Origin of the sequence: Pseudomonas sp. Cab53 (assembly GCF_018325965.1) — a bacterium.
Classification (GTDB): Bacteria; Pseudomonadota; Gammaproteobacteria; order Pseudomonadales; family Pseudomonadaceae; genus Aquipseudomonas; species Aquipseudomonas chlororaphis_E.
Window position 1 is genome coordinate 5,731,957 of sequence record NZ_AP021902.1, and the last position, 15,645, is coordinate 5,747,601.

Annotated in this window: 11 protein-coding genes; all 11 read left to right on the top strand. The window is 63.3% G+C overall.

Features of this window, described 5'->3' with window-relative positions:
- Positions 1 to 259: 259 nt before the first annotated feature.
- The 11 genes from KI241_RS25225 to KI241_RS25275 all read left to right on the top strand — a co-directional run bounded on the left by KI241_RS25225 (position 260) and on the right by KI241_RS25275 (position 15,624).
- Positions 260 to 1,207: a choline ABC transporter substrate-binding protein gene (locus KI241_RS25225; RefSeq protein WP_042731605.1), complete on the top strand. Its 948-nt coding sequence runs from the start codon at positions 260 to 262 to the stop codon at positions 1,205 to 1,207.
- A 70-nt stretch (positions 1,208 to 1,277) separates the two neighbouring features.
- Positions 1,278 to 2,123: a choline ABC transporter permease subunit gene (choW, locus tag KI241_RS25230; RefSeq protein ID WP_042731604.1), complete on the top strand. Its 846-nt coding sequence runs from the start codon at positions 1,278 to 1,280 to the stop codon at positions 2,121 to 2,123.
- Positions 2,120 to 3,298, top strand: a complete 1,179-nt coding sequence (gene choV, locus KI241_RS25235) for a choline ABC transporter ATP-binding protein (RefSeq protein WP_042731603.1) — start codon at positions 2,120 to 2,122, stop codon at positions 3,296 to 3,298. The genes choW and choV overlap by 4 nt, the downstream gene beginning before the upstream one ends.
- Before the next feature lie 222 nt (positions 3,299 to 3,520).
- The gene (gene betI / locus KI241_RS25240; protein WP_042731602.1) at positions 3,521 to 4,141 is read left to right on the top strand and encodes a transcriptional regulator BetI; all 621 of its coding nucleotides are present in this window, start codon (positions 3,521 to 3,523) and stop codon (positions 4,139 to 4,141) included.
- Between the two features lie 80 nt (positions 4,142 to 4,221).
- A complete protein-coding gene (gene betB / locus KI241_RS25245; RefSeq protein WP_123579715.1) occupies positions 4,222 to 5,694 on the top strand; it encodes a betaine-aldehyde dehydrogenase in 1,473 nt (490 codons plus the stop codon).
- A 218-nt stretch (positions 5,695 to 5,912) separates the two neighbouring features.
- Positions 5,913 to 7,616, top strand: coding sequence for a choline dehydrogenase (betA, locus tag KI241_RS25250; protein WP_042729645.1), 1,704 nt, complete (start codon positions 5,913 to 5,915; stop codon positions 7,614 to 7,616).
- Positions 7,617 to 8,154: 538 nt separating this feature from the next.
- Positions 8,155 to 9,597 (top strand): TldD/PmbA family protein, encoded by a 1,443-nt coding sequence (locus tag KI241_RS25255; protein WP_042729644.1) that lies wholly within the window; start codon positions 8,155 to 8,157, stop codon positions 9,595 to 9,597.
- Complete coding sequence (locus KI241_RS25260; RefSeq protein ID WP_123579158.1) at positions 9,597 to 10,934, top strand: TldD/PmbA family protein; 1,338 nt, start codon at positions 9,597 to 9,599, stop codon at positions 10,932 to 10,934. Before KI241_RS25255 ends, KI241_RS25260 begins: the two co-directional genes overlap by 1 nt.
- Before the next feature lie 209 nt (positions 10,935 to 11,143).
- Positions 11,144 to 12,571 (top strand): multidrug transporter subunit MdtD, encoded by a 1,428-nt coding sequence (mdtD, locus tag KI241_RS25265; RefSeq protein ID WP_042729642.1) that lies wholly within the window; start codon positions 11,144 to 11,146, stop codon positions 12,569 to 12,571.
- 341 nt (positions 12,572 to 12,912) lie between these two features.
- Positions 12,913 to 14,250, top strand: coding sequence for an ATP-dependent RNA helicase DbpA (gene dbpA / locus KI241_RS25270; RefSeq protein WP_237614145.1), 1,338 nt, complete (start codon positions 12,913 to 12,915; stop codon positions 14,248 to 14,250).
- A gap of 195 nt (positions 14,251 to 14,445) precedes the next feature.
- Complete coding sequence (locus KI241_RS25275) at positions 14,446 to 15,624, top strand: NAD(P)/FAD-dependent oxidoreductase (protein WP_042729641.1); 1,179 nt, start codon at positions 14,446 to 14,448, stop codon at positions 15,622 to 15,624.
- The last annotated feature ends 21 nt before the right edge of the window (positions 15,625 to 15,645 follow it).

Consider the following 15,645-nt stretch of genomic DNA (forward strand, 5'->3'; position numbering starts at 1 on the left):
TTCGCCGTTTTTCTGCGTGTCAGACGGCTCCCTGGGGCGGAAAAAATCTGTAAACGACGTCACCGACACTGGATGCGACCATCCCTGTACTGGATACGACCCACCCTGTAGGCGTCAGATTTGCGCTGGTACATGATCAGTTACGGCTCGTTTGCAAGGCCGCGTGTCAGAGAGTGCCCACGCGCCGCCAACCGCAACATCCAAAAAGCGTGCGGCTGTCCTGACAGGACACCGCCGATAAAACACCAGGAGTCCACCCATGAAAGGTTCCACGCCGTTGTTGTTGGCCGCCATCCTGAGTCTTCCGATGCTGGCCAACGCTGCAGAACCCGCACAATGCAGCACCGTTAACTTTTCCGACGTCGGTTGGACCGACATCACCGTGACCACCGCCACCACCAGCGTGGTACTCGAAGCCCTGGGCTACAAGACCAAGACCACCATGATCTCCGTACCGGTCACCTACAAGTCCCTGGCCGACGGCAAGAACATGGACGTGTTCCTCGGCAACTGGATGCCGACCATGGAGAACGACATCAAGGCCTACCGCGATGCCGGCACCGTGGAGACCGTGCGCACCAACCTCAAGGGCGCCAAGTACACCCTCGCCGTCCCCCAGGGTCTGTATGACAAAGGCCTGCACGACTTCGCCGACATCCCCAAATTCAAGAAGGAACTGGACGGCAAGATCTACGGGATCGAACCCGGCAACGACGGCAACCGCCTGATCCAGAGCATGATCGACAAGAACGCCTTCGGCCTGAAGGACGCCGGTTTCAAAGTGGTCGAATCGAGCGAAGCCGGCATGCTCTCGCAGGTTGACCGCGCCTCGAAACGCGGCACCGACGTGGTGTTCCTGGGGTGGGCACCGCACCCGATGAACACCCGCTTCAAGATCCAGTACCTGACCGGCGGCGATGACTTCTTCGGCCCGGACTTCGGCGCCGCCACCGTGGCCACCAACACGCGCAAAGGCTACAGCCAGGAATGCAGCAACGTTGGGCAACTGCTGAAGAACCTCGAATTCACCGTCGACATGGAAAGCTCGCTGATGGGCAACGTCCTGGACGACAAGATGAAACCTGAAGCCGCGGCCAAGGCCTGGCTGAAGAAAAACCCACAGGTGCTCGATACCTGGCTCGCTGGCGTGACCACCATTGACGGTAAACCTGGCCTGGAGGCCGTGAAAGCCAAGCTCGCGCAGTAATCGCTCATGTTATGCCGGGCGAGTTAGCTCGCCCGTGCTGTTTATCCCTTGCATGCGGACGTTCACTACCATGCTCATTGATCAGAAAATACCTTTAGGCCAGTACATTGCGGGCTTTGTCGAATGGTTGACGCAAGTTGGCGCCAGCACCTTCGACTCCATCGCACTGTTCCTGGAAACGATGATTCACGGCGTGACGTTTGCGCTGACCTGGTTCAACCCTCTGGCCTTGATCGGCCTCATAGCCCTGCTGGCGCATTTCATCCAGCGCAAATGGGGCCTCACCGTATTCGTCATCGCCTCCTTTCTGCTGATCCTCAACCTGGGGTACTGGCAGGAAACCATGGAAACCCTGGCCCAGGTGCTCTTCGCCACCCTGGTCTGCGTCGTGATCGGTGTGCCGCTGGGCATTGTTGCCGCGCACAAGCCGATGTTCTACACCCTGATGCGTCCGGTACTCGATCTGATGCAGACCGTACCGACCTTCGTCTACCTCATTCCTACCCTGACCCTGTTCGGTCTGGGTGTGGTCCCGGGCCTGATCTCCACGGTGGTATTCGCGATTGCCGCGCCCATCCGCCTGACTTACCTGGGCATCCGCGACGTTCCGGAAGAATTGATGGACGCGGGCAAGGCCTTTGGCTGCTCCCGTCGCCAGCTCCTGTCGCGTATCGAACTGCCCCATGCGATGCCGAGCATCGCGGCCGGTATCACCCAGTGCATCATGCTGTCGTTGTCGATGGTGGTGATCGCCGCACTGGTAGGTGCCGATGGCCTGGGCAAACCCGTGGTCAACGCACTGAACACCGCTGATATCGCCCTGGGCTTCGAAGCAGGCCTGGCGATCGTATTGCTGGCGATCATGCTCGACCGAATCTGCAAACAACCCGACGCCAAGGTAGGGGGTGACGCATGAGCATCATTCGTTTCGAAGACGTCGATGTTATTTTCTCCAGCCGTCCCAAGGCCGCGCTGGAACTCTTGGACAAGGGTTTTTCGCGCCCCGAGATCCTGCAGCAGACCGGCCTGATCGTCGGCGTGGAGAAGGCCAGCCTGTCCATCGAGAAGGGCGAAATCTGTGTCCTGATGGGTCTTTCCGGCTCAGGCAAATCCAGCCTGCTGCGCTGCATCAACGGCTTGAATACCGTCAGCCGCGGCAAGTTGTTCGTCGAGCACGAAGGGCGGCAGATCGACATCGCCTCCTGCTCCCCCGCAGAACTGAAGATGATGCGCACCAAGCGCATCGCCATGGTGTTCCAGAAGTTCGCCCTGATGCCTTGGCTGACCGTGCGCGAGAACATCAGCTTCGGCCTGGAAATGCAGGGCCGTCCCGAGAAGGAACGGCGCAAGCTGGTGGATGAAAAACTCGAGCTGGTGGGCCTGACCCAGTGGCGCAACAAGAAACCCGACGAGCTGTCCGGCGGTATGCAGCAACGGGTCGGCCTGGCCCGCGCCCTGGCGATGGACGCCGACATCCTGCTGATGGACGAACCGTTCTCGGCCCTCGACCCACTGATCCGCCAGGGTTTGCAGGACGAACTGCTGGAACTGCAACGCAAACTGCAAAAGACCATCGTGTTCGTCAGCCATGACCTGGACGAAGCCCTGAAACTGGGCACCCGGATCGCGATCATGAAGGACGGCAAGATCATCCAGTACAGCAAGCCGGAAGAAATCGTGCTGAACCCGGCGGACGACTACGTGCGCACCTTCGTTGCCCACACCAACCCGCTCAACGTGCTCTGCGGTCGCAGCCTGATGCGCACCCTGGACAACTGCAAGCGCATCAACGGTTCGGTCTGCCTGGACCCGGGCGGCGACTCCTGGCTCGACCTGGCCGAAGGCAACACCATCAAGGGCGCCCGACAGAACGGCGCGGCACTGGACCTGCAAAACTGGGCACCGGGCCAATCGGTGGAAGAACTGGGCCGCCGTCCGACCCTGGTGGACTCCAACATCGGCATGCGCGATGCCTTGCAGATCCGCTACCAGACCGGCAACAAACTGGTGCTTCACGATAACCAGAAAGTGGTCGGGATCCTCGGTGACAGCGAGCTGTACCACGCCCTGCTCGGCAAGAACCTGGGCTAAGCCTCAACCCTGTGGGAGCGGGCTTGCTCGCGAATGCGGTGTCTACGTCACGATTGGGTGGCGGCATAGCGCTTCGCGAGCAAGCCCGCTCCCACAGGGTTTTTGCTTTATGGACCGTGAGTGCTTGCTTCTCGAAAATCGTTCGATTTTTTATTGATTGAACGTTCAATCAAAACAAAATAGACTCTTCCTCACCCATCAAGACCGAGGAGAAGTCACCCAATGCCCAAGGTCGGTATGCAACCCATCCGCCGCCAGCAATTGATCGAAGCCACGTTGCAGGCGGTCGATCAGGTGGGCATGGGGGACGCCAGCATCGCGCTGATCGCCCGTCTGGCGGGTGTCTCGAACGGCATCATCAGTCACTACTTTCAGGACAAGAACGGCCTGATCGCGGCTACGGCCCAGTACCTGATGACTGTCCTGAGCGAGAACGTCACCGCGCGACGCCAGGCGCTCGAGGATTCCAGCCCACGAGCCCACCTGCAGGTGATCATCGAAGGCAACTTCGACGCCAGCCAGGTCAATGGCCCGGCCATGAAAACCTGGCTGGCCTTCTGGGCCACCAGCATGCATCACCCGTCACTGCACAGGTTGCAGCGGATCAACGATCACCGTCTGTATTCCAACCTGTGTTGCCAGTTCCGCCGCGCATTGCCCCTCGATGAGGCCCGCAGTGCGGCGCGGGGCCTGGCCGCGCTGATTGACGGCTTGTGGCTGCGCGGGGCGTTGTCGGGAGACGCGTTCGATACCGCCCAGGCGCACCGGATCGCTTACGAATACATGGACTTCCAACTGGCCAAGGCAGGAACGTCAGAGCACACAGAATCGCTCGGTTCCTGAACCGTCACCGAACCGCGTAGTCAGCTGTAAACGACACGCTCCCGGTGGCAGCCAACCACTCATGCACTTGCGAGGATTTTATGGCCCGTTTCGAACTGCAAAAACTCTACATCGATGGCGCCTACAGCGATGCCAGCGGCGACGCCACTTTCGAAGCCATCAACCCTGCCAACGGTGAAGTGCTCGCCCTGGTGCAGCGTGCAACGAAGGAAGACGTCGAGCGCGCCGTGGTCAGCGCTGAAAAGGGCCAGAAAGTCTGGGCCGCGATGACCGCCATGCAGCGTTCGCGCATCCTGCGCCGGGCCGTGGACATCCTGCGCGAGCGCAACGATGAACTGGCGGCCCTGGAAACCCTCGACACCGGCAAGGCCTATTCCGAAACCCGCTACGTCGACATCGTGACCGGCGCCGACGTGCTGGAATACTACGCCGGCCTGGTGCCTGCCATCGAAGGCGAGCAGGTGCCGCTGCGCACCACTTCGTTCGTCTACACCCGCCGCGAGCCATTGGGCGTGGTGGCCGGTATCGGTGCGTGGAACTACCCGATCCAGATCGCCCTGTGGAAGTCGGCCCCTGCCCTGGCGGCCGGCAACGCCATGATCTTCAAGCCGAGCGAAGTCACGTCGCTGACCACCCTCAAACTGGCTGAGATCTACACCGAGGCCGGCGTTCCAGCGGGTGTGTTCAACGTACTGACCGGCAGCGGCCGTGAAGTCGGCACCTGGCTGACCGAGCACCCGCGCATCGAGAAGGTTTCCTTCACCGGCGGCACCGACACCGGCAAGAAAGTCATGGCCAGCGCCTCGAGCTCGTCGCTCAAGGACGTGACCATGGAACTGGGCGGCAAGTCGCCGCTGATCATCTTCGACGACGCCGACCTGGATCGCGCCGCCGACACCGCGATGATGGCCAACTTCTACAGTTCCGGCCAAGTCTGCACCAACGGCACCCGCGTGTTCGTCCCGAGCCACCTCAAGGCGGCGTTCGAAGCCAAGATCGTCGAACGCGTGGCACGCATCCGCGTTGGCAACCCGGAAGACGAGAACACCAACTTCGGCCCGCTGGTGAGCTTCGCCCATATGGAAAGCGTGTTGGGCTACATCGAGAAAGGCAAGGCCGAAGGCGCTCGGCTGCTGTGCGGCGGCGCTCGGTTGACCGAAGGCGAATTCGCCAAGGGCGCGTTCGTCGCCCCGACCGTGTTCACCGACTGCACCGACGAGATGACCATCGTGCGTGAAGAGATCTTCGGCCCGGTGATGAGCATCCTTGCCTACGACACCGAAGAAGAAGTGATCCGCCGCGCCAACGATACCGACTTCGGCCTGGCCGCCGGCGTCGTGACCCGCGACCTGAACCGCGCCCACCGCGTGATCCACCAGCTCGAAGCCGGCATCTGCTGGATCAACGCCTGGGGCGAGTCCGCCGCCGAAATGCCGGTGGGCGGCTACAAGCAATCGGGCGTGGGCCGCGAGAACGGCCTCAGCTCGCTGAACAACTACACGCGCATCAAGTCGGTACAGGTCGAGCTGGGCGATTACGCGTCGGTGTTCTGAACCGAGACGAGATCTTGAGTGAACGCCGTTGTGGCGAGGGGATTTATCCCCGTGGGGCTGCGTAGCAGCCCCTTCCCAAGCCCCTCCGTTCTCCAGACAAGTCCAGTCGCCGGTTTACGACTGCTGCGCAGCCGAACGGGGATAAATCCCCTCGCCACAGGTTACGTGGCACCCCGGCATGCGCGACCTGAACCCAACTCAAAAAGAGGGTGCCTTTCATGTCCCAAGAATTCGATTACATCATCATCGGTGCCGGCTCGGCCGGTAACACCCTGGCCACCCGCCTGACCGAAGACGAAGGCGTCACGGTCCTGCTGCTGGAAGCCGGCGGCCCGGACTATCGCCTGGATTTCCGCACGCAAATGCCCGCCGCCCTGGCGTTCCCACTGCAAGGTCGACGCTATAACTGGGCCTACGAAACCGATCCCGAGCCGCACATGAACGGCCGCCGCATGGAATGTGGCCGAGGCAAGGGCCTGGGCGGTTCGTCGCTGATCAACGGCATGTGCTACATCCGCGGCAACGCCCTGGACTACGACAACTGGGCCAAGCTGCCCGGCCTGGAAGACTGGACCTACCTGGACTGCCTGCCATATTTCAGGAAAGCCGAAACCCGGGACATCGGCCCGAACGACTACCACGGCGGCGACGGCCCGGTCAGCGTGACCACGCCCAAGGCTGGCAACAACCCGCTGTTCCACGCCATGGTCGAGGCCGGCGTGCAGGCCGGCTACCCGCGCACCGATGACCTCAACGGCTACCAGCAGGAAGGCTTCGGCCCGATGGACCGCACCGTCACGCCGAACGGCCGTCGCGCCAGCACGGCTCGCGGCTACCTCGACATCGCCAAGAAGCGTTCGACCCTGACCATCGTCACCCACGCCCTGACCGACAAGATCGTGTTCGAAGGCAAGCGTGCCGTGGGCGTGCGCTACCTGGTCGGCGCCGCTGAAGAGCGCGTCGAAGCCCGGGCCCGCAAGGAAGTGCTGCTGTGCTCCGGCGCCATCGCCTCGCCGCAGATCCTCCAACGCTCCGGCGTCGGCCCGGCCAAGCTGCTGGAAAGCCTCGACATCCCGGTGGTCCACGACCTGCCCGGCGTCGGTGAAAACCTGCAGGACCATCTGGAACTGTACCTGCAATACGCTTGCACCCAGCCGGTCTCACTGTACCCGTCGCTGCTCTGGTACAACCAGCCGGCCATCGGCGCCGAGTGGCTGTTCAACGGCACCGGCATCGGCGCCAGCAACCAGTTCGAGGCCGGTGGTTTCATCCGCTCTCGTCCAGAGTTCGATTGGCCGAACATCCAGTATCACTTCCTGCCGGTGGCGATTAACTACAACGGCAGCAACGGTGTGAAGGAACATGGCTTCCAGGCGCACATGGGCTCGATGCGTTCGCCCAGCCGCGGTCGGATCCAGGCCAAGTCCAAGGACCCACGCCAACACCCGAGCATCCTGTTCAACTACATGGCGACCGAGCAGGACTGGCAGGAGTTTCGCGACGGCATCCGCCTGACCCGCGAGATCATGCAGCAGCCGGCGCTGGACCCGTTCCGCGGGCGCGAGATCAGCCCGGGGATCGAGGTGCAGACGGACGAGCAACTGGACCAGTTCATCCGCGAACACGCCGAAACCGCCTTCCACCCGTCGTGCTCGTGCAAGATGGGCACCGACGACATGGCGGTGGTGGACGGCGAAGGGCGCGTGCATGGCATGCAGGGCCTGCGGGTGGTCGATGCCTCGATCATGCCGATCATCACCACCGGCAACCTGAACGCGCCGACGATCATGATCGCCGAGAAAATCGCCGACAAGATCCGTGGCCGCAAGCCACTGCCGCGCAGCACCGCTCCGTACTACGTGGCCGGCGACGCACCGGTCAAGGGCAAGCCGCTGCGTGAACTGGCGCCAGCCGGGCAGTAACCCCCAGCGCCGCCTTCGCGGGCAAGCCCGCTCCCACAAGGGATCTACGGTGAACACACATCCTGTGCCCACCCACGATCAACCTGTGGGAGCGGGCTTGTCCGCGAAGAGGCCGGCCTATCCAGCATCTCTATCGACTGACACACCGCCTTCGCGAGCAAGCTCGCTCCCACACGGGATCTACGGTGAACACACATCCTGTGCCCGCCAACGATCAACCTGTGGGAGCGGGCTTGCCCGCGAAGCGGCCGGTCTATCCAGCATCTCCATCGACTGACACACCGCCTTCGCGAGCAAGCTCGCTCCCACAAGGGATCTACGGTGAACACACATCCTGTGCCCACCCACGATCAACCTGTGGGAGCGGGCTTGCCCGCGAAGAGGCCGGCCTATCCAGCATCTCTATCGACTGACACACCGCCTGACATCCACAATTTCCTTGTTCCTTGATCCCTCCCCCGGCCAGGCCTACTCTAGAGCCGCCGCATCAATGCGTCGCACCTCGCTGCAGCGCCAGTCCAGACAAGGAGGTTCCCGAATGTTCGACTTCCACCCCCAGCTCAAGCAGCGGTTTGCTGCCTTGCGCACGGGCGCCGAATTCTTTTCCCTGCGTTATGTGCGCGAGTCCGGCCAGCATTTGTCGGTGCGCAAGAATGTCGCCGAACCGCCCAGCCTGAGCCGTGACGAAGGGGCGATGCTCACCGCGCGGGTCAATGGCGTGGAGGCCTATGCCGCCACCAACGACCTGTCCCAGGCCGGCTTGCAGGCAGCGCTGGAGCGCGCCGAGCAACAGGCCCGCCGGCTCAAGCCCCATGCACTGCTCGACCTGCGCGAGCAGGCAGTGGCCAGCGACCGGGCCGATTATTTCTCACCGAATTTCGACCAGGCGTTCCCGCCCCTGAGCGACTGCTACCAGTTGCTCGGCGCCGAATCGGCGGCGGTGCCCCAGGACGAGCGCCTGGTGAACTGGCAGGTCAGCATCGGCCTGACCCAGGTCGAGCAGATCTACCTCAACAGCGCCGGCGCCGAATTGCGTCAGGCCCAGCGGTTCATCTACCCGTCCCTGGATGTCACCGCGTTCGACGGCCAGGACAGCCAGACTCGCACCCTGGGCCGCGAGAACTTCGGCCAGCAAGGTGGCTTCGATGTGATCGACCGCTGCGGCCTGATCGGCGCCGGACCGAAAATCGCCGACCAGGCCCTGCAACTGTTGATGGCGCCGAACACCCCGCAAGGCCCGCGGGACCTGCTGCTGATGCCGGACCAGATGATGCTGCAGATCCACGAGTCCATCGGCCATCCTCTGGAGCTGGACCGCATCCTCGGAGACGAGCGCAACTACGCCGGCACCAGCTTCGTCAAAGCCAGCGACTTCGGCCACTTGCAGTACGGCTCCAGCCTGTTGAACGTGACGTTCGACCCGGACATTCCCGAAGAACTGGCCAGCTACAGCCATGACGACGACGGCAGCCCGGCGAGCAAGCAGTTCCTCATCCGTGAAGGACGGCTGTTGCGCCCGCTGGGTGGCGCGCTGTCGCAATTTCGCGCGAGCCTTGCCGGCGTCGCCAACAGCCGCGCCTGCGGCTGGAATCGCCCGCCCATCGACCGCATGGCCAATTTGAACATCGAACCCGGCGACCAGTCCCTGGGGCAACTGATCCAGGGCATCGAGCACGGCGTACTGATGCGCACCAATCGTTCCTGGTCCATCGACGACGCCCGCAACAAGTTCCAGTTCGGCTGCGAGTGGGGCCAGTTGATCGAGAACGGTGAGCTCAAGGGCGTGGTGAAGAACCCCAACTACCGGGGTATCTCCGCGCAGTTCTGGAAGAGCCTGCGAGCGGTGGGCGATGCCAGTACCGCCCAGGTGCTGGGCACCCCGAACTGTGGCAAGGGCGAACCGAACCAGGTCATTCGCGTCGGGCATGCCTCGCCGGCCTGCGTGTTCAGCAACGTCGACGTGTTCGGAGGTGACGCCTGATGGCTACCATGAATAACCAGGCCGAAGCCTTCAAGGCATTGGTCGACTGGCTGCGCGCGGCGCTGCGTGAGCCTGAACAGTTCACCCTCGGCTACGCTGCCGAGTCCTCGGCCTTCGTGCGCTTCAACCATGGCAAGGTCCGCCAGGCCGGGCAGGTGCAACAGGCCAACGTCAGTTTCAAGCTGATCGACGAGGGGCGCCATGCCGACCTGCAGATCACCTTGTCCGGCGAGGCCGAGACCGACAGGCAGCGCCTGGAAGAAGGCTTGCACCAGCTTCGCGAGACCCTGGCGCTGCTGCCTCGCGACCCATACCTGCTGCTCAACCCCAACCACTGGCAAAGCCACGCCGTGCAGGATCATCCGTTGCCGGAGACCGAACAGGCCGTGGCCGAGATCGCCCGCGCCGCCGAAGGCCTGGACCTGGTGGGGATCTACGCCGCCGGCCCCATCAGCCGTGGTTTCGCCAGTTCGTCGGGGGCCTTTGGCTGGCATCAGGCCAACAGCTTCAACTTCGATTTCAGCCTGTTCCACGAAAACGGCCAGGCGGTCAAAGCCAGCTACGCCGGGCATGACTGGAGCAGCGAAGGGTTCGCCCGGCGCTTTGCACAGGCTCGCGAACAACTGGCGTTTCTCGGCCGGCCGCTGCGTACGCTGCCGCCCGGCGAATACCGCGCCTACCTCGCGCCCGCCGCCCTGGAAGAAATCATGGGCATGCTCAGTTGGGGCGGTTTCTCGGCCCGGGCGATCGCCAGCAAGCAGAGCCCCTTGCAGAAGTTCTATGCCGGCGAAGCCGCTTTCAGCCCTGCCGTGGGCTTGCGTGAACAGGTCAGCGGCTCCCTGAGCCCGGCCTTTTCCGACGAAGGCTATCCCCGTGACGACCTGGCGTTGATCGCCCAGGGCACCGCCAGTGCCCGCTTGATCAACTCCCGCAGCGCCGCCGAATATGGCCTCGCCGCCAATGGCGCGAGCAGCTACGAATACCCCACGGCCCTGGTCATGGACGAAGGCCAGTTGGCACAGCAGGAGATCCTCGCCCGCCTCGGCACCGGCCTGTACATCAGCAACCTCTGGTACCTGAACTACTCGGACCAACCCGCCGCCCGACTGACCGGCATGACCCGGTTTGCCACGTTCTGGGTGGAGGACGGCCAGATCCAGGCGCCGGTCAGCACCATGCGCTTCGACGACAGCGTCTACAGCCTGCTCGGCTCGCAACTCGAAGGCCTGACCCGGGAGCGGGAACTTCTGCTCTCGGCCAGCACCTACAGCCAGCGGGCCACGGCTTCGATGCTGCTGCCGGGAGCGCTGGTGAAGCGGTTGACGTTGACGCTGTAAGCCCCCCACCAACCTGTGGTGCAGATGATGATTTGTGGCGAGGGGATTTATCCCCGCTGGGTTGCACAGCAACCCCAAGAAGTATCGGTACGATCCAACTGACCCGCAGGGTCTGCGGATTCGGGGGCTGCTTCGCAGCCCAACGGGGATAAATCCCCTCGCCACAAGAGCTGTGTTCGCCCGTTCCAATATTCCATACAAGAGGTCCCATGCCCAACCGCGCACCGCTCGACGCCACCACCGCCCGCTGGCTTCCGTGGGTGGTGGCGATCGCTTTCTTCATGCAGTCCCTCGACGGGACCATCCTCAACACCGCCCTGCCCGCCATGGCCAGCGACCTGGCCGAAAACCCGCTGCGCATGCAGGGTGTGATCATCGCCTACATGCTCACGGTGGCGCTGCTGATCCCGGCCTCGGGCTGGATCGCCGATCGCTTCGGCACCAAGAAGATCTTCTTCGGCGCGATCCTGCTGTTCAGCTTCGGCTCGTTGCTGTGCGCCCTGTCGAGTTCGTTGAGCATGCTGATCGGCGCCCGGGTGATCCAGGGCCTGGGCGGCGCGCTGATGCTGCCGGTCGGCCGGCTCGTGGTGCTGCGGGCGTATCCGCGCTCCGAGCTGGTGCGGATCATGGGCTTCATCACCATTCCCGGCCTGCTCGGCCCGCTGATCGGCCCGACCATGGGCGGTTGGATGGTGCAGTACCTGACCTGGCACTGGATCTTCATCATCAACCTGCCGGTCGGCGTGATCGGTTGCTACGCGGTGTGGAAGTTCATTCCCGACCTGCGCGGCAGCGAGCGCACGCGGTTCGACGGCCTGGGCTTCCTGCTGTTCGGCGCGGCGATGGTGCTGATCACCATTGCCATGGAAGGCCTCGGTGAACTGCACTTGCCGCACTTGCGAGTCATGTTGCTGCTGTTCGGTGGCATGGCCTGCCTGGCGGCGTACTGGCTGCGGGCCGGGCACATCGAAAACCCGCTGTTCGCACCGTCGCTGTTCAAGACCCGGACCTTCGCCGTGGGCATCCTGGGCAACCTGTTCGCGCGCCTGGGCAGCGGTGCCCTGCCGTTCCTGGTGCCGTTGCTCTTGCAAGTGGCCCTGGGGTACTCACCGTCCCAGGCAGGAATGAGCATGCTGCCCCTGGCGGCCGCCGCCATGGTCGCCAAGTCCGTGGCCCGCCCGCTGATCGAGCGCCTGGGCTATCGCATCGTGCTGACCGGCAACACCCTGGCCCTGGGCGTGATGCTGGCGAGCATGGGCCTGGTCAGCGAACAGACGCCGTACTGGCTGTTGCTCGCGCAACTGGCGGTGCTGGGGGCGATCAACTCGCTGCAATTCACTGCGATGAACACCGTGACCCTGATCGACCTGGACGACGCCAGCGCCAGCAGCGGCAACAGCCTGCTGTCGGTGGTGGCGCAACTGTCCCTGAGCCTCGGCGTCGCCTGCGCCGGCGCCCTGCTCGGCGGCTTTACCGCCCAGGTGGGCAACGATGGCGTGGAGACCGTGTTGGGTGCGTTCCAGTTGACGTTCGTGACGGTGGGCATCATGGCGATGCTGGCGGCGACGATTTTCTCTCAACTGTCTCGTGAAGACGGGCGACGGGTGAAGCGGCCGGATGAGCATATCGAGCATTAAACCGAGCTTGAGTGGCTTCGGTGAGCTTTTGTGGCGAGGGGATTTATCCCCGTTGGGCTGCGAAGCAGCCCCAAGAAGGTTGAACGCGATCAGACTGACTCACCGAGCTGACAGATTGAGGGGCTGCTTCGCAGCCCAACGGGGATAAATCCCCTCGCCACAGATAAGTCCCTTGCCACAAACAATCAGCACCGTCGTGATCGTCCTGAGAAAACCACGCTCGTCCAGAACTTTCAAAGAAAGTGGCAAGAGGCTGCTACACTGCGCGACATTTTGTTTTGCAGGCCCGCCCCGTGACCACCATTGCCACCGCTTTTAATACTTTGCCGCTGTCCGCCGCCATGCTGGCTAACCTCGAATCACTCGGTTATGCCCAGATGACGCCGATCCAGGCGCAGAGCTTGCCGGTGATCCTCAAGGGCATGGACCTGATCGCCCAGGCCAAGACCGGCAGCGGCAAGACCGCGGCCTTCGGCATCGGCCTGCTGAACCCGATCAACCCGCGCTTCTTCGGTTGCCAGGCGCTGGTGATGTGCCCGACCCGCGAGCTGGCCGACCAGGTGGCCAAGGAAATCCGCCGCCTGGCTCGCGCCGAGGACAACATCAAGGTCCTGACCCTGTGCGGTGGCGTGTCCTTCGGCCCGCAGATCGCCTCCCTGGAACACGGCGCCCATATCATCGTCGGCACGCCGGGACGTATCCAGCAGCACCTGCGCAAGGGTTCGCTGGTGCTCGACGGCCTCAACACGCTGGTCCTCGACGAAGCCGACCGCATGCTCGACATGGGCTTCTACGACGCCATCGAGGACATCATCCAGCAGACCCCGGAACGCCGCCAGACGCTGCTGTTCTCCGCCACCTACCCGGTGGGCATCAAGCAATTGTCGTCCAAGTTCATGCGTGACCCGCAGCAGGTGAAAGCCGAGGCGCTGCACTCCGATGCACAGATCGAGCAGCGCTTCTACGAGATCGCCCCAGAAGAGCGCATGGACGCGGTGGTCAAGGTGCTCGCGCATTTCCGCCCGGCGTCCTGCGTGGCGTTCTGCTTCACCAAGCAGCAGGTCCAGGAAACCGTCGACCATCTGACGTCCAAGGGCATTTCCGCGGTCGGCCTGCACGGCGACCTGGAGCAGCGCGACCGTGACCAGGTGCTGGCGATGTTCGCCAACCGCAGCACCTCGGTGCTGGTGGCCACCGACGTGGCGGCCCGTGGCCTGGACATCGATGCGCTGGACATGGTGATCAACGTCGAACTGGCCCGGGATTCGGAAATCCATATCCACCGCGTCGGCCGCACCGGTCGCGCCGGCGAAACCGGGATCGCCATCAGCCTGGTCGCACCGTCCGAAGCCCACCGCGCCCAGGCCATCGAGCAGCTGCAGAAGGCGCCGTTGAACTGGGACCAGCTGGACAATCTCAAGCCCCAGGGTGGCGGCCCGCTGCTGCCGGCCATGAGCACCTTGTGCATCGCCGCCGGCCGCAAGGACAAGGTCCGCCCCGGCGACATCCTCGGCGCCCTGACCGGCGAGGCCGGCATCCCTGGCGCCCAGGTCGGCAAGATCGCGATTTTCGACTTCCAGGCCTACGTGGCCGTGGAACGCGGCATCGCCAAGCAGGCCCTCAAGCGCCTGAATGAAGGCAAGATCAAGGGCCGCTCGTTGCGGGTGCGGATCCTCTGACCGATATCGATTCACCCTGTGGCGAGGGAGCTTGCTCCCGCTGGGCTGCGCAGCAGCCCTAAAAAACCATGAACACGGTGCTCCAGACAGTTCGCGTTCGTTAATTTTGCGACCGCTTCGCGCTCGAGCGGGAGCAAGCTCCCTCGCCACAAGAGCAAACTCCTGCCAGCTCCCAGACATACAGAGGACACCGTTTTGCGCTCTACCGAAGTCGTGATCATTGGCGCTGGCGCCGCAGGCCTGATGTGCGCGTTGACCGCCGCCGCGCGAGGGCGCCAGGTCATGTTGCTGGACCACGCCAACAAGGCCGGCAAGAAAATCCTCATGTCCGGCGGTGGGCGCTGCAACTTCACCAACCTGTACACCGAACCGGCCAACTTCCTCTCGCAGAACCCGCACTTCTGCAAATCTGCCCTGGCCCGCTACACCCAATGGGATTTCATCGCCCTGGTGGCCAAGCACAACGTGCCTTATCACGAGAAGAAACTCGGCCAGTTGTTCTGCGATAACAAGTCCAGCGACATCCTCGCCATGCTGCTGGATGAGTGCGACCAGGCCGGCGTCAGCCTGCACCTGGAGACCTCTATCGAGCACATCGACAAGACCGAAGGTGGCTACCAGTTGCAAACCACCCTCGGCGCCATCGGCTGCCAATCACTGGTGATCGCCACCGGCGGGCTGTCAATTCCGACCCTCGGCGCCACCGGCTTCGGCTATCAAGTGGCCCGGCAGTTCGGCCACCAGTTGCTGCCGACCCGCGCCGGCCTGGTGCCTTTCACCATCACCGACCAACTCAAGACGCTGTGCAGCGAGCTCTCCGGCACCTCGGTGGACTGCCTGGTGAGCTGCAACGAGCAGAGTTTTCACGAGAACATCCTGTTCACCCATCGCGGCCTGAGCGGCCCGGCGATCCTGCAGATTTCGTCGTTCTGGACGCCAGGGGACACGGTGCAGATCAACCTGCTGCCCGACCATGACGTGCCGCAGTGGCTGCAACAGCAGCAGGCCGAACGCCCCAACAGCGAACTGAAGACCCTGCTCGGCGAGCTCTTCACCAAGAAGATGGCCAACCTGCTGGCCGACACCTGGTTTGTCTCCAAGCCTATGAAGCAATACACCCACGCCGAACTGGCGGACATCGCCGAGAAGCTGGCGAGCTGGAACGTTGTCCCGGCCGGCACCGAGGGCTACCGCACCGCCGAAGTGACCCTGGGCGGCGTCGACACCCGGGAAGTCTCGTCCAAGACCATGGAATCGCTGAAAAGCCCCGGCTTGTACTTCATCGGCGAAGTGCTCGACGTCACCGGGCACCTGGGCGGCTTCAACTTCCAATGGGCCTGGGCCTCGGGCTATGCGGCGGCGCAGTACGTTTGATTCATGATTCAAATGTGGGCA

Bases quoted from the DNA above. Each gene is read 5' to 3' on its own strand.
- choW (WP_042731604.1), top strand. From the start codon at position 1,278: ATGCTCATTGATCAGAAAATACCTTTAGGCCAGTACATTGCGGGCTTT.
- KI241_RS25260 (WP_123579158.1), top strand. From the start codon at position 9,597: ATGGCTACCATGAATAACCAGGCCGAAGCCTTCAAGGCATTGGTCGAC.
- dbpA (WP_237614145.1), top strand. From the start codon at position 12,913: ATGCTGGCTAACCTCGAATCACTCGGTTATGCCCAGATGACGCCGATC.
- betI (WP_042731602.1), top strand. From the start codon at position 3,521: ATGCCCAAGGTCGGTATGCAACCCATCCGCCGCCAGCAATTGATCGAA.
- betA (WP_042729645.1), top strand. From the start codon at position 5,913: ATGTCCCAAGAATTCGATTACATCATCATCGGTGCCGGCTCGGCCGGT.
- betB (WP_123579715.1), top strand. From the start codon at position 4,222: ATGGCCCGTTTCGAACTGCAAAAACTCTACATCGATGGCGCCTACAGC.
- choV (WP_042731603.1), top strand. From the start codon at position 2,120: ATGAGCATCATTCGTTTCGAAGACGTCGATGTTATTTTCTCCAGCCGT.
- KI241_RS25255 (WP_042729644.1), top strand. From the start codon at position 8,155: ATGTTCGACTTCCACCCCCAGCTCAAGCAGCGGTTTGCTGCCTTGCGC.
- mdtD (WP_042729642.1), top strand. From the start codon at position 11,144: ATGCCCAACCGCGCACCGCTCGACGCCACCACCGCCCGCTGGCTTCCG.
- KI241_RS25225 (WP_042731605.1), top strand. From the start codon at position 260: ATGAAAGGTTCCACGCCGTTGTTGTTGGCCGCCATCCTGAGTCTTCCG.